This is a genomic window from Cellulomonas sp. (assembly GCF_035634735.1).
Lineage (GTDB): Bacteria > Actinomycetota > Actinomycetes > Actinomycetales > Cellulomonadaceae > Cellulomonas.
The window spans coordinates 1-22,631 of sequence record NZ_DASQCJ010000235.1 but is presented as its reverse complement, the minus strand read 5'-3'; the positions used below and the strand labels follow the sequence as shown (position 1 = coordinate 22,631).

Sequence of the window (22,631 nt, the reverse complement as noted above, 5' to 3'; positions counted from 1 at the left end):
GGTCAGACCAGGCCCGCCGCGACGACGCCGAGCGGGAGCAGCAGCGCCAGGCAGGCGATCTCGAGGAAGTCGCCCAGCCGCGCCAGCCCGACCCGGCGGCGCGGGGCGACCAGGCCGAGGCCGACGACCACCGCGGCGGCCGCGCCGGCCACGCCGACGAGCGCCGGGCGCCAGCCTGGGTGCTGCGCGGCGGCCACGACCGCGACGACGACCAGCAGCGCCACGGACAGCCCGACCGTGAGCAGCACGTCCAGGCGCGAGTAGGTCTGCCGGGTCGCGAGCAGCAGGCCCGCGGCGGCGAGGACGAGCAGCACCGTTCCGGCGACACCGGTCGCGACGACCGCGGGTGCGGCCACCAGGGCGAGCACCCCGATCGCGACCCGCAGCGCCACCTGGATGCGGTGGCCGGCGGCGAGCTGCGCGCGGACCCGCGCGGACTGCACCGCGGGCGGGTCGGCGAGGATCTCGGCGTCGTTGCGCGGCGACACCACGCGCAGCGGCGTGCTGGACAGCGCGAGCCACGGGACGCCGATGCTGGCGGTGGCGACGACGGCCACCACGACCGCCAGCACCTCGCCGGGGCGGGCGTCGGTGAGCGCGATCGCGGTCCCGGCGACGGCGAGCGCGAGCCCGCCGGCCAGCGGCGCGGCGCTCAGCTCGCGGCGGTCGACCAGCGCGGGCATGCCGAGCAGGCCGGCGACCAGCACCCCGGTCCCGGCGAGCGCGGCGGGCCAGCCCCAGGACGGCGCCCCGGAACCGGCGGTGAGGCCGGCGACCGCGGCCAGCACGGGCGCGGTCAGCACGAGCACCCGGCCGGCGGCGGGCTCGGTGCCCACCCGGCCGACGACGGCGCCCGCCACCAGGGCGAGGAGGGCGGCCAGCGCGGCGACGACCGGCGGGACGAGCGACGCCTGGTCGGCCCCGAGCAGCAGCGCGGCGCCCGCGAGCAGCAGGGCGCCGGCGGCCCACGCGGCGCTCAGCGCGGAGTCGCGCGGCGTCCACGGGGCGTACTGGTTCTCCACCGCGTCGGCCACGGCCTCCACGACGTCGTCGTAGATCCGCTCCGCGTCGCGGCGGGCGCCCGACTCGAGCGTCAGCACGGCGCCGTCCTCGACGCCCTCGGCCAGCAGGCTGCGGGCGGAGTCGATCGGCGTGCCGTCGGCCCGCACCAGGCGGTAGCCGCCGTGCGCGGTGGCGGCGTCCAGCAGGCCGAGCGCGCGGGCCAGGCCGGGGACGACCTCGGCCATCGGCACGGCGCCCGGGATGCCGAGGTCGAGGCGGCGGTCCCCGGCGGTCACCGACACCCGCACGAGCGTCCCCACGGACGTCGTGGCGGCGGGTGCGTCTGTCATCGGGTCCCCTGTACTCCCTGGGCAGGTCGGCGGTCAGCATAGCGACGGCAGCCGATCCCGCCCGCGGGGCGCACGGGTGGGCGCGGCCGACCGGGTGGACTCTCGGCCGCCGCGCCCGGACGGCCGTCCCCCGCGCGGTGGGCGTCCTGCCCGGCAAATGGGACGCAGGGTGACAGAACCCACCGCATGACTGGGCCGAACGGGTGATGCATGACACCAGTCAGCGTGGTTGTCCACAGCGCGGGTGATCTCACCTGACGCGTCCGCGACCTGTCGGCTAGCCTCGACGCGGTTCCGGGGTCGAGTGAGCTCGGGCACAGGCGGCGCCGCAGCGGCGCACGTCAGGCAGGCCCACGGGGCCGTGTAGGGGGAGGTGACATGGCAGCAGAGGTCTCCGCAGCAGACGGCGCGCTCAAGCAGGGCGCCGACGCCGTGGTCCAGAGCCGTGGGGAGCTGCAGCGCGAGCTGAGCGCTCTCGAGGGCAAGCTGTCCGGCATCGGGTCGCACTGGCAGGGCCAGGGCGCCGTCGCGTTCAACGCGCTGATGGCCCGGTGGCGCGAGGACGCGAACAAGATCGTGTCCGCGCTCAACGAGTTCGAGGCCAACCTGCTCACCTCGCAGTCGACGTACACCGCGTCGGACGAGTCGCAGCAGTCCACCTTCAGCCGCCTCCAGGGCCGGCTGGGCTGATCGGGAGAGGACGAGACGATGGCTGACCTCAAGGTCAACTTCGGTGGCCTGTCCACCGCCGCCGCCGACATCCAGTCGAGCGCGAGCAACATCGAGTCCCGCCTGGCGGACCTCGACCGCTCCCTGCAGCCGCTCCGGGCCAACTGGTCCGGCGAGGCGTCGACCGCCTACACCGCCGCGAAGGCGAAGTGGGAGGCCGCGCTGACGGACATGAAGGCGCTGCTGGCCGACGTCGGCCGCGCGGTGTCGACCTCCGGCGAGGAGTACCAGTCCACCGAGCGGGCCAACGCCGCCCGCTGGTGAACCACCCCGGCCCCCGCGCCTGAGCGCGGGGGCCGACCCAGCACGACCGCGCGGTCGCGCCCGCCGTCACCCAGGACGGCCCGGGCGCGGCCGCGCGGCATCGCGTCGCAGGGGGCGACGCGCAGGACACTTCTTGCGGAGGACGGACGTGGCAGCGGACACCGGGTACGAGGCGGAGATCATCCGTGACCGGCTGAGCAAGCTCGTGACGCTGTTCGACATCACGGAGAACCTCAAGAGGCAGGTCACGCAGATCCGGTTCGACCAGACCTCCGCGGTGTGGCCGTCCGAGATCCCGAGCGTCGCGGACTTCGCGGACCAGTACCGGAACAGGCTCTGGATGGTCGAGCAGCGGCTCGGCACCATCCGGGACTCGATCGAGGCGAACCGGCAGGCGCTGGACGACTCGTACCGCTCGCTGAATCGCGCCGACGAGTCGATCGACGAGCTGCTGCGCGGGCTGCAGGAGCGCATCGACTCGCGTCCTGCACCGGTCAACGGCTCCGCGACGGCGCACCAGCGGCAGCTGAACTGATGCGCCCGACGCGACGGAACCTCGGGCGCGCGGCAGGCACCGCCGCTCTGCTGCTCGCCCTGTCCGCGCCGGTCGCGGCGACGGCCGCCACCGACGACGGGCGCTGGTACTACGACGCGGCCGGGCTGGCGAACGCCCACCAGCAGTCGACCGGCGAGGGCATCACCATCGGGCTGCTGGACACCCAGATCAACCCCGCGGCGCCGGACCTCGTCGGTGCCGACGTCACCGCCCGCGAGCCGTCGTACTGCGCGGCGGAGGACGGCACGGCGTTCCCCGCGGTCTCCACCGACCCGGACGCCCGGCACGCCACGTCGATGGCGGCGCTCATGGTGGGGACGGACGCAGGATCCGGTGACCGCCCCGGCATCCCCGGTGTCGCCCCCGGCGCATCCGTGCGCGCCTACACGATCAACGTCGGGGACGCGTGCACGAGCCCGGAGGGCGTCAGCGGCAACCGGGACGACGCGATCCGGGACGCGATCGCCGACGGCGTCGACATCATCGTGGTCCCGGGCAGCAACAACTTCGGCGCGGCCGGGATCACGGAGGCCCTGCAGGCCGGCGTCATCGTGGTGGGCGCGGGTGGCAACTACTCCGGCGCGGTGGCCGAGGCCCCCGGGAGCATGAACGGCGTCGTCGCGACGGGCTGGATGAACCAGGCGGGACAGCTCTCCCAGGGCAGCTCGTCCGGTGAGCGACTCGGGGTCGTCGCACCCGGGGAGCGGATGCGCGGCGTCGCCGAGGACTGGACCTCCTACGTCATCGCGGACGGGTCGTCGAACTCCGCGGCGTTCACCGCCGGCGCCCTGGCGCTCGCCTGGTCCGCCCACCCCGACGCGACCGGCAACCAGATCCTCCAGGCCCTCATCCACACCACGGACGGCGAGGTGCACGAGCCCGTCCACGACAAGGACTGGGGCTACGGCCTCGTCAACGTCCGCACGCTGCTCAGCGTCGACCCCACCACCTACCCGGACGAGAACCCGTTCCTGTCCGACAACCCGATCCTCATCCCGAGCATCGACCAGGTGCTCGGTGACACCGACGCGGATGCCGTGGCCGACCCGCAGCCGAGCGAGGAGCCCGCGGCGCCGGCTGCACCCGAGCAGCCGTCGGAGGACGAGTCGTCCGACGGCGCGCTGGTGCCGGTCCTGGTCGGGGCCGGTGTCGCCCTCGTCCTCGTCGCGGGAGCGACCACCGCCGTCGTCGTCGCCCGGCGTCGCCGCGCCGCCGACCACCGACCCGAGCACCAGCCGCAGCCGCAGCCGCCGACCTTCACCGGGGGGACCCATGGGTAACAACGCCGAACGCCTCGGGCACGCGCTCGACGCCAACCCGGACGTCGTCTACGACTCGGGGTCCCAGCTCGACGGCCACCGGACGGAGATCGAGTCCACGGCCGACACCCTCGCGCGCCTGGCCGCGGACGCCGGTCTCGCCGGTGCGAGCAACGACGCAGCGGCCGACTCGTTCCTCGCGTTGAGCCGCGACGTGATCGATGTGGCGGACGCGATCGTCGGGATCCGCGCCGGCGGCGACGCCGCGGCCGCCGCGATCGCCCAGGCCCAGACCGACTACGCCGCGCTGCCCAGCGGCGAGCTCACCGGGTCGGACCGCGCCCGGATCGCGGCACAGGCTGCCGTGACCGCGGCCAACCCGGTCGGCATCGCGACGACCGTCGTCGACGGCGCCCTGCTGGCGCGGCAGCGGGAGCAGGAGCGCGAGCGCGCGGCGACGCAGGCCCTGAACAAGCTCAACTCGACGATGTCCACCATCTCTCTCGATCCCGTCCGGGAGAGGAACGAAGGCGTCGATCCCGAGGGCGGCGTCGTCGAGCCCGGCACGGGCGGCACCGGCTCCACCGGCCGCACGCCGTCCGGCGGCTGGGCCCCGTCCGGCTCGTCCGGCACGACCGCCTCCGGCACGTCGGGCTACGTCCCGACCACCGGCGGCGGCACGGTCGGCAGCAGCTGGGAGCCGGGCGGCTCCGGCTCCGTGGGCATCGGCTCGGGCGGCTCCGGCTCCACCGGCGGCTCGGGGTCATCCGGCGGCCACGGCTCGACGGGCACCGGCGGCACGGGCACCGGCACCGGCACCGGCGGCGGCGCCGGGTCGGGCATCGGCGGCGGGGTGATCCCCGGCCGCGGCGACGGCTCGTCGTCCGACGGCGTCGTCGGCGGCACGATCCCCGGTGGCGGCAGCGGCGGCGGGTTCCTCGGCGGCGCCGGCGGGTCCGGCGGCGGCGCGGGCGGCGCGGGCTCGCTCGGCGGCGTCGGTGCCGGCGGCCTGGCCGGCGGCCTGACCGTCGGCGGCGCGGCGCTCGGCGCGGCGGGGCTGAACCGCCTGGCCGGCGGCACCGCGGGCGCCGGCGGGCTCGGCGGCGGCTCCTTCGGCGGCGCGGGCTCCTTCGGCGTCGGCACGGGCGCGGGTGGCGCGGTGCCGCTCGGCACCCTCGGCGGCGCGGGCGGGACCGGGGCGGGCGCCTCGGGCTCCGGCCTGTCCGGCTCGGCGTCCGGGCTCGTGCAGGGCTCGCAGGCCGGCGCCGCGGGCGCCGGCGCCTCGGGCTCCCGCGCCGGCGGCATGATGGGCGCGCCGATGGGCGGCAGCGGCGGTGCGGGCGGGTCGAAGGACTCGAAGCGCCGCTCGTCCGCCGGCCTGCTCGCGCCGGACATCGACGTCGAGGAGGGCGCGCAGCGCCAGGACCTCGGCGCGGCGGCGCGCGCCGGCGGTCGGGACGCGATCCGGCCCACGGCGCCCGTGGCGGCCGTCGCGGACGACGACCAGGACGAGTGGTGACGGGACGCTCGACATCCTCCGGCGTGTCCATCGACGCGCTCCCGCGTGACCCGTGGGAGCGCGTCCGGGCCCGTACCCTCCCCGTCCCCGGGGTGACGCACTCCCAGACGACCCCGTGGCCGGCCTGATGCAGACACTCCGCGCGGTCCGCCAGGCGGCCGGCGGCACCGCGTTGCTTCTCGCGCTGTCTGCGCCGGCAACGGCCTCGGCGGCCACCGACGACGGCCGCTGGTACTACGACAGCGCCGGGCTCGCCGACGCCCACCAGCTGGCCACCGGCGAGGGCATCACCATCGGGCTGCTCGACGGACCCCTCAACCCTGCCGCGCCCGACGTCGCCGGTGCGGACGTGTGGGTCCGCGAGCCGTCCTTCTGCGCCGCCGAGACCGGTGGCGAGGCGTTCCCCTCGATCACCACCGAGGCCGATGCCCGCCACGCGACGACCATGGCCGCGCTGCTGGTGGGCACGGGTTCGGGAGCGGGCGGGCAGCCCGGGATCCCTGCCGTCGCCCCCGGCGCCTCGCTGCGCTCGTACGCGATCAACATCGAGAACGCGTGCCAGAGCCCGGCAGGGGTGAGCCCCGGTCGGGACGACGCGGTCCGCGCCGCTGTGGCGGACGGCGTCGACATCATCGTCGTGCCGGGAAGCAACCTGTTCCACGAAGCCGGGATCACCGAGGCCCTCCGCGCCGGGGTCATCGTCATCGCCTCCGGCGGGAACACCTCCGGCCGGGTCAACGGCCAGCCCGCCACCATGAACGGCGTGGTGGCGACCGGGTACATCGACCAGCAGATCCAGCTCTCGGTCGGGAGCGCCTCCGGTCCGCGCCTCGGCGTTGTCGCGCCCGGCGAGGCGATGCTCGGGATCGCCGCGGACTGGAGCTCGTACGTCCTCACCGAGGGGTCGTCCAACTCCGCGGCCTTCACCGCCGGCGTGCTCGCGCTCGCCTGGTCCGCGCACCCCGAGGCGACCGGCAACCAGATCCTCCAGGCCCTCATCCACACCACGGACGGCGACGTCCACGACCCCGCCCACGACGACGACTGGGGCTACGGCACCGTCAACGTCCGCACCCTGCTCAGCGTCGACCCCACGACGTACCCCGACGAGAACCCGTTCCTGTCCGACGACCCGATGCTCCGCCCGACCATCCGAGAGGTCCTCGGCGACACCGACGACGCCAAGGCCGCCCCGGAGCCGAGCGCCGCACCTGTCGAGCCCGCCCACCCGGAGCCGCCCGCCAGCGACGAGTCGCCCGGCAGCACGCTGACGCCCGTCCTGGTCGGGGCGGGAGTCGCCTTCGTCCTCGCGGGGGCGGTCACGGCGGTCGTCGTCATCCGCCGTCGTCGTCGCGTCGAACACGGACCCGAGCACGAGCCGCAGCCGACCGTCACGGTCTCGGATCGGGGCTAGGACCTCCTCGCCGTCGCGCGGGCCCGCAACTCCCCTTCGCGCCCGAGCACCGTGGCATCGCCCGGCGGAACGCCCGTCGTCCGCCGAGAACACGCTGACCGGCGTCGCGTACTCGAGGTCGACCTCGTGACCGTCGTTCGCGCTGTCGCGAGCGCTCCGCAGGGGGACGCCCCGACAGCTACCGCCGCAACGCCCTCGTCGCTGCCGTCGCCTCGCTCCTGGTCGCACCCGTCGGACTCAGCATGGGCCTCCTGAGCGCCCAGTACGGCGCCGACCCGGACCTCCGGCTCGTGGGGTGCGCGGCGGCCCTCGCTGTTCTCGCGCTCGGGACGTCCGCCTGCGGCGTCGCCGTGGTGATCGGACGCAGCCCGGCGCGCACCTCTGCTGCGCTGGCGTGGCTGGCACCGGTTCTCGCGATCGGGGGCCTCGTGCACGGCTTCATGCGGGCAGCGGGCGGTGCTGGGTCGCCCCTTTCTCTCGGTCGCCGCCTCGGTCGTCCTGCGTTCGTCGTCACCCTGTTCGCAGCCGCTGTACACGTCGCGGCGCGGAGCGCCGCACTCGGGATGGTGCGGAGCTCCTGACACCCGCCGCCGAGGTGACGATCGAGCGAGCACCTCGGGCAGGCACGCAGACGGCCGCGCCCGTCCGGCCGCCGCTCCCCGCGATCCGGGGTCCGGCGCACCCGCCGCGGCCCAGCTGAGCCGTCGGCACGGGCGGATCAGCCCCGCGCCGCCCCCGGCGCGTCGATCCGCACCCCGCGGTCGCCCACCTGGATCGTCGACCCCGACGGCACCAGCACCCGCTGGTCCGCCGGCACCGGCACGACCCGACCGCCGGGCAGCCGCAGCGTCGTCCCGTTGCCCGACCCGGCGTCCGAGACCCAGAAGGTGCCGTCGTCGATGCCGAACCGCGCGTGCGTCCGGGAGACGCTGCGCTCCGGGTCGTCCACGACGATGACGTGGTCGCAGCGCTCGCCGGCGACCGGGCGCGGGGCGCGGCCGATGAGGCCCGGCCCGGTGACGGACATGACCTGGCCGGTGTCGAGGGTGACCAGGAACGGGGACGGCTGCGCCTGGTGCGCCAGGCGCGGGGCGGCGGGCTCCGGGGCCGGCTGGGCCGGGACCACCGGGCGGATGCCGACGGACGCGGCCTCGGCGGCAGACTGCGCGGCGGCGGCCGGCGGCTGCTGCGGCTGCGCCTGGTGCCCCGCCGGGACCGCGGGCGGCTGCGCGGCCGCGGCCCGCGCGGCGCGACGACCGGACGGGGCCGACGCGGCGTCCCCATCCGGCGCGGCCACCGGCGCGGGCGGTCGGGTCGGGGCGACCGGCGGCACCGGCACCGCGGCGGCCGGGACCGGACCGACCCGCTGCGGCTGCGGCGCGGCGCCGACCCGCGGCGGCTGCGGCGTCGGGACGTCCGGCACCGCGCCGGCCGGTGCGCCCGGCACCGCCCCCTGCTGCGGCCGCGGCACCCCCGCGGCGCCGACCTGCACGCCCGCCCGCGGCGCCGCCGGGACCGCGACGGCCCCCGCTCGCTCCGCGGCGTCGGCGGCCGCCTCCACGGCTCGCTCGTGCGCCCGCACGTCCACGACGACGGCCCGCCCGACGCGGTCGTGCCACGCCTGCGCGCGCCCGGTCCTGTCGAAGGCCCCGGACGCCACGACCAGCCACTGCCCGAGCCCCGCGGCGGCGTGCCCGGCGGCGAGCACCAGCCCGCGCAGGAACCCGCGCGCCGGCCCGACCGAGTACGGCGTCTCCTCCCGCGCGGTGCGCAGCCCCAGGACGGTGTTGCCGAGCGTGCGGCCCGTGTGCGCCTCCCAGACCAGCAGGCCGACCGCGAGCTCGACGACGACCAGCGCCGCCAGCAGCCAGGAGCCGGTCCAGGCGAGGAGACCGCCCGCGACGGCGCCCACGGCCACCGCGTCGAGCGCGTAGGCCAGCACGCGGCGCCCGGGGCCGGCGGGGGTCGCGTCGCCGAACGCCGGGTGCAGCACGGCCGGGCGGGGCTCGCGCGGCCGCGCCTCGGCGCGCGAGCGGCCCTGCGCGCCCTCGACGAGCGTCACGGTGGCGTCGGGCTGGGCCGGGGCGCCGCACGCGGTGCAGAACCGGGCGTCGGGCCGCAGCGGCCGGTGGCAGCTGGCGCAGGCGCGGACGGCGACCGTGCCGACCGGCGTCGCGCTCATCGTCTGGTCCACGTCGGCTCCCCCGTCGTCCCTGTCGTCCTGCCCCTGCCCCGCCCGGTGGCCCCGCCCCCGAGCCCCCACCTCACGACGTCACCCGCCGCAGCGTCTCGATCAGGTCCGCCGCCACCAGCGCCGCGGGCAGCGCCAGCACGACGCCCAGCCCCTCGACGAAGTCGGCGAACCGCGACGCCACCACCGACTGCCAGCCACGCCCGAGCGCCACACCGATCGCGGAGGCGGCCAGCGCGACGACCAGGCAGCCGGCGGCCACCAGCACGGCGTCCGCGCCGAGCCGGGGGGCGCCCAGCGCCGCGAGCTCGACCAGCACCAGCGCGGCGGCCACCCGCGGGGCCCAGCGCGCGACCGGCCCGCGGGCCGCGCGCGGCTGCAGCGACAGCACGGCCACCAGGGCCGCGACGAGCGCCACGGCGGCCCAGCCGCGCAGCGTCGCCCGCTGCGGGTCGCCCAGCGCCGCGACCAGCACCAGCGGCACCAGCACCGGCGGCAGCGCGCAGACCAGCAGCACGCCCGCGTCGGTCCGGCGCTCGGCGGAGTCGACGGTGCGGACGACCTGGCGCTCGTTCACGCGGCCCAGCCCACGCGGCCGCGGCCCACGGACGGACGGCGCGGTGCGGGCGACGTGCGCGAGGTCCACCAGCTGCTCGTCGGGCACGGACAGCGCCATGACCGGCACCGCCCGCAGCCCGACCGGCGTCAGGCCCAGCAGCACCGCCGCGGCGACGACGCCCGGCAGGCCGGCTAGCAGCACGGCGAGCGCCAGCCCGGCCACGACGCCGACGGCGACGACCAGCACGCCCGCGACGTCCTGCCCGCGGCGCTCCGCCCGGGTGGCGACCCAGCGCGCCGCGGCGGCGGCGGTCGCGGCCACGAGCCCCGCGACGAGCGCGAGCCGCCGGTCGGCCGACCCTGCGGGGTCGACCGCGGACACCCCGGCGGCGAACGCGAGGACCGGCGCGACCAGCGTCGCGGCGGTGGCGGAGGCCACGGGGAGCACGGCCAGGGCGAGCGCGGCCACGCCGAGCAGGACGGCGGCGGCCAGCGCGAGCCAGCCCCGCGCGACGGGGTCGATCAGCGCGACCGCGGCGAGCACCCCCGCAGCGGCCGCGGCGGCGCCGAGCAGGGCGGCCTGCGGGTCGGGGCGGCGCGCGACCCAGCCGGCGCGCGCGCGGGCGGCCCGGCCCCGCGGGCGAGGCGCGGGCGCGACGACGTGCACGACCGCGCCGTCGGCCACCTGCGCGGCGACGGGCGCGGCCAGGTCCAGCACCCGGCCGGACGAGTCGAGCGCGAGCATGCCCGGGACGAGCGGCACCCCGGCGGCGGCCAGCAGCTCGCCGAGGGTCCGGGCGGCGTCCAGGGCGACGTCGAGGCGGCGCGCACCCAGGTGCACGGCAACGCGCGTCAGGGGCGCGCCGGGTGCCTGCACCGTCACGCGCTCTCCCTCCGCCGGTCGCGCGCCCGGCGGGGCGACGGCGGCGGTCCCGCCCGCCCCCGGGCGCGGCGCCAGTCATGCTATGCGGTCAGGGCCGGTCAGCACCCCGGTCGTCCCCCCGTCCGGGCGGACCGCGGCCAGGATCGCCCGGACGGTGGAACGCCGGCCGCCCCGCGCGCGCCCGTGCGGGTAGGTTGACGCCACAGGAACGTCGGGGGGCGTGCGGTCCCCCGCCCGGCAGGAGGGACCGAGCGCCGACGATGTCGATCGCGCCGCAGCAGGGGACGCGCCTGGAGCCGCCCGCCGTCCCCAGCGGACAGGTCGTCCTGCAGCCCCCGCCCGAGATCCAGGCCTCCGACGGCATCAGCGGCATGCTGGCGAACGCCATCCCCATGCTGGGGTCGGTCGGCTCGATCGTGTTCGTCGCCACCACCCAGCCCGGGCCGCGCGGCTTCATCACGGCCGGCATGTTCCTGCTGGCGTCGCTCGGGTTCGTCGGCGTGAACGGCTGGCGGCAGCGCTCGCAGCACCAGGCGCAGGTCGTCGGCGCCCGCCGGGAGTACCTGGCGTACCTGTCCGACCTGCGCAGCTCCGTCCGGCAGGCCGCCGGCGCCCAGCGCCGCGCCGCCGAGTGGACCTCCCCCGACCCGCGCGCGCTGCCCGCCGTCGCCGAGGAGCGCACCCGGGTCTGGGAGCGCCGGTCGCAGCACGACGACTTCCTGGTCGCGCGCGTCGGGGTCGGCGCGCAGCCGCTCTGCCTCGAGCTCGAGGCGCCGCAGACCCCGCCGCTCGCGCAGCTCGACCCGGTCGCCGCGTCCGCCGCGCACCGGTTCCTGGTCACGCACCGCGTCCAGCAGGGCGTGCCGATGGCCTTCGACGTCCGGTCGGTCGCCCGCATCGAGGTCACCGGCGCCGCCGCGGAGTCGCGCGCGCTCGCCCGGGCCGTCGTCAGCCAGCTCGCCACGTTCCACGCGCCCGAGGACCTGCAGATCGCCGTCGTCGCGGGCGACGCCGCGCTGCCCGAGTGGGACTGGGTCAAGTGGCTGCCGCACGCGCACTCGACGCGGTCCCGGGACGCCGTCGGCGCCGCCCGGATGATCGGCACCACGCTCGCCGACGTCGAGTCGCTGCTCCCCGAGGACCTGACGGACCGCCCGCGGTTCGGCTACGCCGCGGAGGCGCCGCTCCCGCACGTGCTGGTCGTGGTCGACGGCGGGCACGTCCCGGTCGGCAACGCGATCCTCACCACCGACGGCGTGCTCGGCGTGACCGTCCTCGAGCTCCCCGACCGCTGGGACGAGCTCGACGAGCCCACGACGCTGCGGCTCAACGTCGGCGGCGCGGTCGTCACCGAGGACGCCGTGCGCGCCCCGGTCGACGTGCTGCGGCTCGGCAACGCGCCGGTGCGCGTCGAGGGCGACCAGATGTCCGTCGCGGACGCCGAGGCCACTGCGCGCCGCCTGCTCCCGCTGCACGTCGAGTCGGGGCCGGAGCGGGGCGACGAGGAGGTGTCGTCCGAGCTGGTCGACCTGCTCGGCGTCGGCGACGTCCGCGACCTCGACCTGGACGTCGCCTGGCGGCCGCGGCTGCCGCGCGACCGGCTCCGGGTGCCCATCGGCGTCACCCCGCAGGGCCAGCCGGTCGCCCTCGACATCAAGGAGTCCGCCCAGCAGGGCATGGGCCCGCACGGCCTCATCATCGGCGCCACGGGCTCCGGCAAGTCCGAGGTGCTGCGCACCCTGGTGCTGGCGCTGGCGATGACGCACTCGTCCGAGGACCTCAACTTCGTCCTCGTCGACTTCAAGGGCGGCGCCACGTTCGCCGGCATGGCCGACATGCCGCACGTGTCCGCGATCATCACCAACCTCGGCGAGGAGCTCACGCTCGTCGACCGCATGCAGGACGCCCTGCAGGGCGAGATGGTCCGCCGCCAGGAGCTGCTGCGCGCCGCGGGCAACTTCGCGAACGTCGCCGACTACGAGAAGGCGCGCAAGGGCGGCCGCACCGACCTGGCGCCGCTGCCCGCGCTGCTCATCGTCTGCGACGAGTTCTCCGAGCTGCTGTCCGCCAAGCCCGAGTTCGTCGACCTGTTCGTCACGATCGGCCGCCTGGGCCGGTCGCTGCAGATGCACCTGCTGCTCTCCTCGCAGCGGCTGGAGGAGGGCCGGCTCCGCGGGCTCGAGTCGCACCTGTCCTACCGGATCGGCCTGCGCACGTTCTCGGCCGCCGAGTCGCGCACCGTCCTCGGCGTCCCCGACGCGTACACGCTGCCGCCGGTGCCGGGCATGGGCTACCTCAAGCCCGACACCACGACGATGATCCAGTTCCGCGCCGCCTACGTGTCCGGTCCGCCGAAGGCCCGGCGCCGCACCGCGGCCGGCGGCGGCACCGTCGCCGGCACCGGGCTGACCCGGCTGGAGTCGTTCACCGCCGCGCCCGTGCTCGGCGGCGTCGTCGCCGAGCCGGCCTCGACCGAGGTCGTCGCGACCGAGCCCGAGGAGTCGCGCGCGACGTTCGACATCGCGGTGCAGCGGATGAAGGACCAGGGCCCGCCCGCGCACCAGGTGTGGCTGCCGCCGCTGGTGGTCCCGCGCACGCTCGACGAGCTCATGCCCGACCTGGTCGCCGACCCGCGGCTGGGCCTGGTGTCGCCGGGCTGGCGCTCGGCCGGCACGCTCACGGTCCCGCTCGGCACCGTCGACCGGCCGCTGGAGCAGCGCCGCGAGAACCTCACCGTGTCGCTCGGCGGCGCGGCCGGCCACATGTCCGTCGTCGGCGCCCCGCGCACCGGCAAGAGCACCGTCCTGCGGTCGGTCGTCACCGCGCTGGCGCTCACGCACACGCCGCTCGAGGTGCAGTTCTACGTGCTCGACTTCGGCGGCGGCACGTTCGCCCCGCTGGCCGGGCTCGCGCACGTCTCGGGCGTCGCGTCCCGGGCCGAGCCCGACGTCGTCCGCCGGACGGTCGCCGAGGTCGAGTCGATCGTCGACGAGCGCGAGCGGTACTTCCGCGCGCACGGCATCGACTCCATCGAGACGTACCGCACCCGTCGCGCCCAGGGCACCGCCGACGACGGCTACGGCGACGTGTTCCTGCTGGTCGACGGGTGGTCCACGATCCGCGCGGAGTTCGACGAGCTCGAGCCGCGCATCCAGGCGCTCGCCGGCCGCGGCCTCACGTTCGGCGTGCACCTCGTGGCGTCCGCCGCGCGCTGGATGGACTTCCGCACCCAGGTGAAGGACCTGTTCGGCACCCGGCTGGAGCTCCGGCTCGGCGACCCGATGGACTCCGAGCTCGACCGCAAGGTCGCCGTCAACGTGCCGAAGGACCGCCCGGGCCGCGGCCTCGCCGTGTCGAAGCACCACGTGCTGACGGCGCTCCCCCGCGTCGACGGCGACTCCTCGCCCGACACCCTGGGCGCCGGCGTCACGCACCTCATCCAGGCCGTCAACGCCGCCTGGCAGGGCCCCGCCGGCCCGAAGCTCCGGCTGCTGCCCGACGAGGTCACGCTCGACCACGTCCGGTCCGACGCCCGCGCCGACGCGCGCCGGCTGCTTCTCGGCATCGACGAGGCCGCGCTCGCGCCGGTCGGGATCGACGTCACCGAGGAGCCGCACCTGTACGCGTTCGGCGACGGCGGTTCCGGCAAGTCCGCGCTGCTCCGCGCGGTGGCGTCCGAGGTCCGGCGGCTGCACACCCCGCAGCAGGCGCAGATCTTCGCGGTCGACTTCCGGCGGTCGCTGCTCGGCGAGATCCCCGAGGAGTACCTCGCCGGGTACTTCACGACCCAGGACCAGGCGGCGGCCGAGATCGCCGGGCTCGCGGAGTACCTGCGCAGCCGGCTGCCCGGGCCGGACGTCACGCCGGAGCAGCTGCGGTCGCGGTCCTGGTGGTCGGGCGCCGCGGTGTACGTGATCGTCGACGACTACGACCTCGTCGCGACGACCACCGGCAACCCGCTGCAGCCGCTCGTGCCGCTGCTCGCGCAGGCCGGCGACGTGGGCCTGCACCTGGTGCTCGCCCGCCGGTCGGGCGGCGCCGGCCGCGCGATGTACGAGCCCGTGCTGCAGGCGCTCCGCGACCTGGCGGCGCCGGGCATCGTGATGTCGGGCAGCCCGGACGAGGGCGCGCTGGTCGGCGGGGCGAAGCCCGTGCCGTCGGTGGCGGGGCGCGCGCAGCTGGTGACGCGCGACGAGGGCCGCCAGGTGGTCCAGCTGGCCTGGACCCCGCCGACCCTCTGAGGCGCGCGCGGGGCGCTCGCGCCCACGCGTCCGCGCCGCGCAACGCCAAGTGCCTACGAAACGTGTCGAGTGCCTATCAGGCGGATAGGCACTCGACACGTTTCATGTGCGCTCGGAGTGCGGGCCGCGACGGCGGTCCGGCGTCGAGCACGGCGCGAGGGGCGGCGCGGCCGGCCCCGGTCCCCCCGGCCCCGGGGCGGCGCGCCTGCCGGGAGACCCGGCTCCGCCCATGCTCCCGCCGCCCGCGCGCACGTCACCTCATCCGCACGGGGTGACTGCGTCAGCCGCCGAGCCGCTCCCGCCCGTCCGCGCGCCACAGCGCCGCCCGCGGTACCTCCCGCCCGGCGCTGCAGCTCCGGCCGCCGCGCTCGCCGCGGACGACCGCGCTCGCCGCGCGCGGCGCGCCGCGCCCCGAGGTCGAGGGGTCGCCGTGGGCGCCGGCAGGCCGGGCTCGACCGCGCGACGCCCCGGCCCCGGTCAGGCCTGGGCGACGGTGATGCGGCGGCTGCCCAGGACCAGGGTCCAGCCGGCGCCGACGCGGGCGGGCTGCCCGGGCGGGAGGCTCCACGGCTTGCCCGCCGCGTCGAGGAGCACGGTGCCGTTGGTGGAGCCGCGGTCGACGACGTCGAGCCCGCCGTCGACCGGCCAGAACGCCAGGTGCGTCGACGACACCGACTGCTCCGGGTCGTGGATGGTGACGAGGTGGGCCCACTGCTCGGCCCCGGGGGCCGGGCGCCGACCGATCAGGCCGGGACCGGTGACGGCCACGCGATCGCCGGTGTCGAGCACCAGCGCGAGCGTCGACGACGCCGCGTCCAGGGAGCCGGCCCAGCGGCCGACGCGGGTGTGCTCGACGTCGCCGAGGTCGGCCGTCGGGACGGTGGCGTCCGGCAGGCCGAGCAGGGAGTCCGTCGACAGGGCCGAGGTGGCGGCCGGCGCCGCGGGGACCGCGGGCGCGGGCGCGGCGGAGGCCGCGTGCCGCGGGAGGCGCGCGGTGTCGTCCGGGGCGGGCGTCGGGGTCGGGTCGACCGCGAGGACCGGGTCCGCCGCGGCAGGAGCGGGGTCGGGCACGGCCGACGCCACCGAGGGTGCGGGCACGTCCGGCGCGGCGGTGGGGGCCGCCGGGGTCGGCTCCGCAGCGGTGGCATCCGGCACGGCGACGTACTGGCGCGAGGCGGCCGCGGGCACGGGGCGGTCGTGCTCCCGCGGCGCCGCATCCGGCGCGGGGCGCGCGTGCTCCCCCGGCGCAGTATCCGGCGCGGGGCGCGCGTGCTCCCCCGGCGCAGCATCCGGCGCGGGGCGCGCGTGCTCCCCCGGCACGGCGTCCGGGGCGGGCGCGACCGGCGCGGGCGGGCCCGAGGTCGGGGCGATGCGCGGCAGCGCCTCGGCGGGCGGCCCGGCGGACGGGGTCGTCGCCGGGCGGGGCGGGCCCGAGGTCGGACCCGATGCGCGGGTGGCGGGTGCGGGGGCGGCGGCCGCGGGGATCGGTGCCGGAGCCGGGTCCTCGCGCCGCGGCGCGCGGGCGCGCAGCACCAGGGTGCCCGCGGCCTTGTCGTGCCAGCCGCGCTGCTCCGGGCCCTCGTCCCAGGCGCCGGAGCCCGCGACGACGTAGACGCCGACGCCGCCGAGCAGGACGCCGAGGGCCTGGACGACGCTCCGCACCAGCACCGCCCACAGGCCCGGCGCCCGGCCGGTCCGGGCGGAGACGGTGCGGGTGCCGAGCAGCGCGCCGCCGACGGTGCGACCGCCGAACGCCTCGGCGAACCACTGGCCCGCCGCGAGCAGCAGCAGGAGCAGGCCCGGGACGAGCAACGCGCCGAACGAGCCGTCGGAGCGCAGCGCGGGCAGCACCGCGAGCAGGCCGGCGCCGCCGACGAGGACGGCCAGCGCCTGGTCGACCACCAGGGCCACGAGCCGGCGCCACACGGGCGCGACGGCGTCGTCGACGTCCGCGCCCAGCGACCAGCCCGGCGCCGACGGAGGGCCCGACCGGGAGGTGGGGGGATCCACCCGGGCCGGCTCGCCCGGGCGCGTCGGTGCGAGCGGATCCACCGGCCCGGGGACGGTTCCGGAGCCGGCGGCGGCGGGCGCGCCCTGGGCCGGCGCGCCCGGCACGGTCCCGCCGCCCGGCGCACCGGCCGGGCCCGGCGCACCCGACCCACCCGCCAGGCCCGTCGCACCCGGAACCCCCGGCGCACCCGGAACCCCCGGCGCAGCCGCCACGCCCGGGACGCCGGCCCCGGCCGACACCCGCGCGCCGCAGGCGCCGCAGAACGCCGACCCCGGCTCCAGCCCCGCGCCGCAGGCCGGGCACGCGCCGACCCCGGCCGCGCCCGCCACACCCGGCGTGCTCATCCCGCTCCCCCCGCAGCCGTCGCCGAGCGGGTCAGGACGCCCGGTCGACCAGCGCGTCCGCGAACGACACGAACGAGTCCTTCACGGGCCCGTCCGGCAGCGGCGCGAGCAGGTCGACGGCCTCGGTCACGAGCGCGGCCGCCCGCTCGCGGGTCTCGCGGACCACGTCGTGCGCGCGGAGGTCGGCCAGCACCTGCGCCAGCACGGCGTCGTCCGACAGGTCCCCGTCCAGGCGCGCGACGAGCTCGGCGTCGGCCGGGTCGGCCCCGGTGGCGGCCCGCTCCCGGAGCAGCAGCACCGGCATGGTCGGCACCTGCTCGCGCAGGTCGGTGCCGGGGGTCTTGCCGGAGACGTCGCCCGCGGAGGTGAGGTCCAGGACGTCGTCGGCCAGCTGGAACGCCACGCCGATCCGCTCGCCGAACGCGGCGACGGTCTCGACGGCCTCCGGCGACGCGCCGCCGTACATCGCGCCGAGCCGCGCGGAGGTGGCGATGAGGGAGGCGGTCTTGTCGGCCAGCACGTGCAGGTAGTGCTGCACCGCGTCGTCGTCCGCGCCGGGGCCGGTGGACTCGTGCAGCTGGCCGAGGCACAGCCGCTCGAAGGTGCCGGCCTGGATGATGACGGCCTCGGGACCGAGGTGCGCGACGGTGCTGGAGGCGCGCGCGAACAGCAGGTCCCCGACCAGGATCGCGACGTTGTTGCCCCAGACCTCGTGCGCGGCGGGGGCGCCGCGGCGCAGCGGCGCGGAGTCCATGACGTCGTCGTGGTAGAGCGAGGCGAGGTGGGTGAGCTCGACGACGACGGCCGCGTCCAGGACGTCGTCGGAGCCCGCGGTGCCGCCCAGCTCGGCGGACAGCAGCGTCAGCAGCGGGCGCAGGCGCTTCCCGCCGGCGTTCGCCAGGTGGTGCGCGGCGTCGTCGACGAGCGGGTCGGCGTACTCGACGGCGGTGCGCAGACGCTCCTCGACCAGGTCGAGGCGTCCCGCGATGCGCTCGGCGAGCACGGGGTCGGCGAGCGGCAGGGCGGTCGGGGAAGTCACGGGACGAACCTATCTGGCCGGGCGGGCCGGGGCAGAACCGACGCGGCCGTGCGCCCGCCCACGCAGGTGGACGGGCGCACGGCCGTGTGCGGTCGGGGCGATCAGGGCAGGAGCTGGGCGACGCCGGCGATCGCGTCCAGGACCGGGCCCGGCAGGACGCCGAGCAGGACGGTCAGCACGGCGCAGGCGCCGATGGCGACGACCGCGAACCCCTGCGAGGCGACGACCACGGCGCCCGGGCGGGCCTCGTCGTCGGCGTCGTCGCGCGGGCCGCCGTGCGGGCTGGTGAAGAACATCAGGACGATGATCCGCACGTAGAAGAACGCGGCGGCCGCGGAGGCCAGGACGCCGACCACCGCGAGCGGCCAGGCGCCGCCCTCGACGGCCGCGGAGAACACCGCGAACTTCCCGGTGAAGCCGGCCGTCAGCGGGATGCCCGCGAACGACAGCAGGAACAGCGCGAACGTGGTGGCGAGCACCGGGTTGGTCCGGCCGAGGCCGGCCCACTGCGACAGGTGCGTGGCCTCGCCGAGGACGGGGCCCTCGGCCTCGACCGGCGGCTGCTCGCCGTCGGCGTCGGCAGCGTCGTCCGCGCCGGCACCCGCGGCACCCGTGGCGCCCGTGCCGGCTCCCGACCCCCCGACGTCGACCGTCGACCCGGCCGACGCCAGCGCCGGCACCCGCGCGCCCGCGACCCCCGCGGCGACCCCCGCCGACCGCACCGCCCCGCGCTCCCGCACCAGCGACACGATCCCGAACGCCCCCACCGTCGCCGCGCCGTACGCGAGCAGGTAGAACAGCACCGCCGTGATCCCCGACTGCACCAGCGCGACCACGCCGGTGAGCACGAAGCCCGCGTGCGCGATCGACGAGTACGCGAGCACCCGCTTGATGTCGGTCTGCACCAGCGCGACCACCGTGCCGACCGCCATGGTGGCGATCGCGACGGTCCACATCACCGGCTCCAGGTCCCAGCGCAGGTCCGGCACCACCGTGTAGAACACCCGGACCAGCGCGCCGAACGCGGCGACCTTGGTGCACGCGGCCATGAACCCGGTGATCGGGGTCGGCGCGCCCTGGTAGACGTCCGGGGTCCAGGAGTGGAACGGCACCGCACCGACCTTGAACAGCAGGCCGGCGAGGACCAGCAGCGACCCGACGAGCAGCAGCCCGTCCATCCCGGAGACGGTGCGCACGGCGTCGGCGATCTCGGCGTACCGGAGCGAGCCGGAGAACCCGTAGAGCAGCGCGATGCCGAACAGCAGGAGCGCGGACGCGAACGACCCCAGCAGGAAGTACTTCATGGACGCCTCCTGGCTGAGCAGGCGGCGCCGCCGGGACAGCCCGGTCAGCAGGTAGAGCGGCAGCGACAGCACCTCGAGCGCCACGAACAGCGTCAGCAGGTCGCCCGTCGCCGGGAAGATCAGCATGCCCCCGGTCGCGAACAGCACGAGCGGGTAGACCTCGGTCTGCTCGAGGCCCGCGGCGCGCGCCGCCTCCTCGTAGCCGGAGCCGGGCACCGCGGCGCCCTGCGGGGCGAACGCGTCCTCGCCGGTGGCGGTGCGGTCGGCGATCACCAGCACGGCGAGCAGCGCCAGCACGGCGGTGGTCGCCCACAGCACCAGCGTCGGGCCGTCGACCAGCAGCGACCCGCCGAGCACGTCGGTGCCGCCGGTGTCGGCGACGCCGTTCCAGAGCGCGGCGACCGCGACGACGGCGCCGGCCAGCGCGACCAGGGTCAGGGTCAGCTGGACCACGCGGCGCACGCGGCGCGGCACGAGGGCCTCGACCAGCACGCCGACCACGGCGGCGCCGAGGACGATGAGCACCGGCGCGAGCTGGGCCCACGCGATGTCGGGCACGGTGAAGCTCACTGCTCGCTCCCCTCGGAGTCGCCGTCGACGGCGATCGGCATCTCGACCGCGGGCGGCTCGCCGCCCACGTGCTCGACGGTCTGCGCGGCGGGCTCGTCGACCAGGCGCAGCGCGGGCGCCGGGTAGAAGCCGAGCACCAGCATGATCGCGATGAGCGGGCCGACGACCCACCGCTCGCGGCCGCCGATGTCCCGGGTGCCGGCGAGGTCGCCGCGCACCGGGCCCGTGAACAGCCGCTGGTAGGTCCACAGGACGTAGACGGCGGCGAGCACGACGCCGAGCGTCGCGACCACGGCCGCGGCCCGGTTGGTGCCGAACGACCCGACCAGGACCAGGAACTCGGAGACGAACGTGGACAGGCCGGGCAGCGACAGCGCGGACAGGCCGGTCACCAGGAAGACGCCGGCCAGCACCGGGGTGACCTTCTGCAGGCCGCCGAAGTCCTCGATCCGGGCGGAGCCGCGGCGGGCCGCGAGGAACCCGACCAGCAGGAACAGCGCGCCGGTCGAGAGGCCGTGGTTGACCATGTAGAACGACGAGCCGGCGACCGAGGTCGACGTGAAGGCGAAGATGCCGAGCACGATGAACCCGAAGTGCGACACCGAGGTGTACGCGACGAGCCGGAACAGGTCCTGCTGCCCGATCGCGAGCAGCGCCCCGTAGAGGATCGACACGACGGCCAGCGCGATGATCACCGGCGCCGCCCACCGGGAGGCGTCGGGGAACAGCGGCAGGCAGAGCGTGAGCATCCCGAAGGTGCCGACCTTGTCCAGCACGCCGACCAGCAGCGTGGAGGTGCCGGCGGGCGCCTGCTCGGCGGCGTCCGGCAGCCAGGTGTGCACCGGGAACATCGGGGCCTTGATCGCGAACGCGAGGAAGAAGGCCAGGAACAGCCAGCGCTCGGTCCCGACCGGCAGGTCCAGCCCGGTGAGGTTGTCGGTGAGGAAGCCCTGCGGCCCGCCGGGCCCCTGCAGGTAGAGCGCGATGACGCCGGCCAGCATGATGAGCCCGCCCGCGAGCGAGAACAGCAGGAACTTGACCGCCGCGTACCGCCGCCGCGGCCCGCCGAACGCGCCGATCATGAAGTACACCGGGATGAGCATGGCCTCGAACAGCACGTAGAACAGGAACACGTCCCGGGCGGCGAACACCGCCACCATGAACGCGGTCAGCACCAGCACGAGCGCCAGGTAGTGCCGCAGCCGCTCGGTGGGCAGCGTGCCGGAGCCCTGCTCCCGCCAGGCCGCGAGGATCACGACCGGCACGAGCACGACCGACAGCAGCACCAGCGCGAGGCCGACGCCGTCGACGCCGACCGCGTACGAGACGCCGAGCTGCGAGATCCAGGCGTGGGTCTCGGACAGCTGGTGCACCCGGGCGGCGCCGGTGTCGAACGCCAGCAGGGCGCCGACGGCGAGGGCGACCTCGACGAGCGAGACCCCGAGGGCGATCTGGCGGGTGTACCGCCGCGGCCCGGCGGTGAGGGTGCCCTCGGCGTCGGCGCCCGCGGTGCCCGAGCCCCGCGGCAGCAGCCACAGGACCAGCGCGCCGACGAGCGGCCACACGATGAGGAGGGTCAGCCACGGCACGTCCGTGGTCACGACGGATGACGACATCGACTTCCCCTCAGATCCGAGGTGCCAGGACGACGACCGCGAGCACGACGAGACCGAGCAGCATCGTGGCGGCGTACTGGCGGGCGTAGCCCGTCTGCAGCCGGCGCACGAGCTCCCCGATCCCGACCGTGAGGCGGCCGAGCCCGGTGAACGTCCCGTCGACGGCGGTGCGGTCGCCGTAGACGAGCGAGCGGGTCAGGTGGCGGCCGGGCTCCACCAGCACGGCGTCGTTGACGGCGTCCTGGTAGAGGTCGACCCGGGCCGCGCGGGTGAGCGCGGACCCCTCCGGCGCCGTCTCCGGCACCGGCAGCGAGGCGTACTGCCGCCACGCGAGGACGAGGCCGATCGCGACGGCCAGCAGCGTGACGACCTGGATGACCAGCACCGGCAGCACGGGCTCGTGGTGCTCGACGTGGCCGGTGACCGGCTCGAGCCAGGTCGTGAAGCCGCCGCCGAGCTGGAGCACGAAGCCGAGGCCGACGGAGCCGATCGCGAGCACGATCATCGGGATGGTCATGAGCGCGGGCGACTCGTGCGGGTGCGGCTCGTGGCCGTCGGCGTCCTTCGTCCAGCGCTTCGAGCCGTGGAAGGTCATGAAGAACAGCCGCGACATGTAGAACGCGGTGATCCCGGCGCCGATCAGCGCGACCGCGCCGAACAGCCAGGCCCGCCACTCGCCGGCGCCCTCGGGCACCACGAACGCGGACTCGATGATCTTGTCCTTCGACCAGAAGCCGGAGAACGGCGGGACGCCGAGGATCGCGAGCCAGCCGAGGCCGAA

14 protein-coding genes and 1 pseudogene are annotated in these 22,631 nt (G+C 76.8%); 7 read left to right on the top strand and 8 right to left on the bottom strand.

Annotation, left to right across the window (positions count from 1 at the left end):
* Positions 1-2: 2 nt before the first annotated feature.
* Positions 3-1,352 (bottom strand): type VII secretion integral membrane protein EccD, encoded by a 1,350-nt coding sequence (gene eccD / locus VER05_RS19395; RefSeq protein ID WP_324846946.1) that lies wholly within the window; start codon positions 1,350-1,352, stop codon positions 3-5.
* A 378-nt stretch (positions 1,353-1,730) separates the two neighbouring features.
* On the opposite strand from eccD, the gene VER05_RS19390 reads away from it, so the two are divergent.
* The 6 genes from VER05_RS19390 (at position 1,731) to VER05_RS19365 (ending at position 7,093) form a co-directional block, all read left to right on the top strand.
* Positions 1,731-2,042: a WXG100 family type VII secretion target gene (locus tag VER05_RS19390; protein WP_147795413.1), complete on the top strand. Its 312-nt coding sequence runs from the start codon at positions 1,731-1,733 to the stop codon at positions 2,040-2,042.
* Positions 2,043-2,060: 18 nt separating this feature from the next.
* Positions 2,061-2,345, top strand: coding sequence for a WXG100 family type VII secretion target (locus tag VER05_RS19385; RefSeq protein WP_147795412.1), 285 nt, complete (start codon positions 2,061-2,063; stop codon positions 2,343-2,345).
* 148 nt (positions 2,346-2,493) lie between these two features.
* Complete coding sequence (locus VER05_RS19380; protein ID WP_324846945.1) at positions 2,494-2,880, top strand: hypothetical protein; 387 nt, start codon at positions 2,494-2,496, stop codon at positions 2,878-2,880.
* Positions 2,880-4,181 (top strand): S8 family peptidase, encoded by a 1,302-nt coding sequence (locus tag VER05_RS19375; RefSeq protein WP_324846944.1) that lies wholly within the window; start codon positions 2,880-2,882, stop codon positions 4,179-4,181. The genes VER05_RS19380 and VER05_RS19375 overlap by 1 nt, the downstream gene beginning before the upstream one ends.
* Complete coding sequence (locus VER05_RS19370) at positions 4,174-5,679, top strand: hypothetical protein (protein WP_324846943.1); 1,506 nt, start codon at positions 4,174-4,176, stop codon at positions 5,677-5,679. The genes VER05_RS19375 and VER05_RS19370 overlap by 8 nt, the downstream gene beginning before the upstream one ends.
* A gap of 127 nt (positions 5,680-5,806) precedes the next feature.
* On the top strand, positions 5,807-7,093 hold the full coding sequence (locus VER05_RS19365; protein WP_324846942.1) for a S8 family serine peptidase: 1,287 nt from the start codon (positions 5,807-5,809) through the stop codon (positions 7,091-7,093).
* Positions 7,094-7,811: 718 nt separating this feature from the next.
* On the opposite strand, the gene VER05_RS19360 is transcribed toward VER05_RS19365, so the two are convergent.
* Together VER05_RS19360 and VER05_RS19355 are read right to left on the bottom strand one after the other, a co-directional pair.
* Positions 7,812-9,275, bottom strand: coding sequence for an RDD family protein (locus VER05_RS19360; RefSeq protein WP_324846941.1), 1,464 nt, complete (start codon positions 9,273-9,275; stop codon positions 7,812-7,814).
* A gap of 82 nt (positions 9,276-9,357) precedes the next feature.
* The gene (locus VER05_RS19355) at positions 9,358-10,725 is read right to left on the bottom strand and encodes a hypothetical protein (RefSeq protein WP_324846940.1); all 1,368 of its coding nucleotides are present in this window, start codon (positions 10,723-10,725) and stop codon (positions 9,358-9,360) included.
* 260 nt (positions 10,726-10,985) lie between these two features.
* Here VER05_RS19355 and eccCa point away from each other — a divergent pair, with 260 nt between their 5' ends.
* Entirely contained in the window at positions 10,986-14,966 is a 3,981-nt protein-coding gene (eccCa, locus tag VER05_RS19350) for a type VII secretion protein EccCa (RefSeq protein ID WP_324846939.1), read from the top strand.
* Positions 14,967-15,443: 477 nt separating this feature from the next.
* Here the strand turns inward: eccCa and VER05_RS19345 are convergent, their stop codons facing one another.
* From VER05_RS19345 to VER05_RS19325, 5 genes and pseudogenes are all read right to left on the bottom strand, one after another.
* A complete protein-coding gene (locus VER05_RS19345) occupies positions 15,444-16,976 on the bottom strand; it encodes an RDD family protein (protein WP_324846938.1) in 1,533 nt (510 codons plus the stop codon).
* 376 nt (positions 16,977-17,352) lie between these two features.
* The gene (locus tag VER05_RS19340) at positions 17,353-18,360 is read right to left on the bottom strand and encodes a polyprenyl synthetase family protein (RefSeq protein WP_324846937.1); all 1,008 of its coding nucleotides are present in this window, start codon (positions 18,358-18,360) and stop codon (positions 17,353-17,355) included.
* A 101-nt stretch (positions 18,361-18,461) separates the two neighbouring features.
* Positions 18,462-20,234 carry an NADH-quinone oxidoreductase subunit NuoN gene (nuoN, locus tag VER05_RS19335; protein WP_324846936.1) on the bottom strand — a complete coding sequence of 591 codons (1,773 nt, stop codon included), beginning with the start codon at positions 20,232-20,234 and terminating at the stop codon, positions 18,462-18,464.
* The gene (locus VER05_RS19330) at positions 20,231-21,850 is read right to left on the bottom strand and encodes an NADH-quinone oxidoreductase subunit M (protein WP_324846935.1); all 1,620 of its coding nucleotides are present in this window, start codon (positions 21,848-21,850) and stop codon (positions 20,231-20,233) included. Before VER05_RS19330 ends, nuoN begins: the two co-directional genes overlap by 4 nt.
* Before the next feature lie 10 nt (positions 21,851-21,860).
* A pseudogene (locus VER05_RS19325) lies at positions 21,861-22,631 on the bottom strand (NADH-quinone oxidoreductase subunit L); the annotation flags it as partial.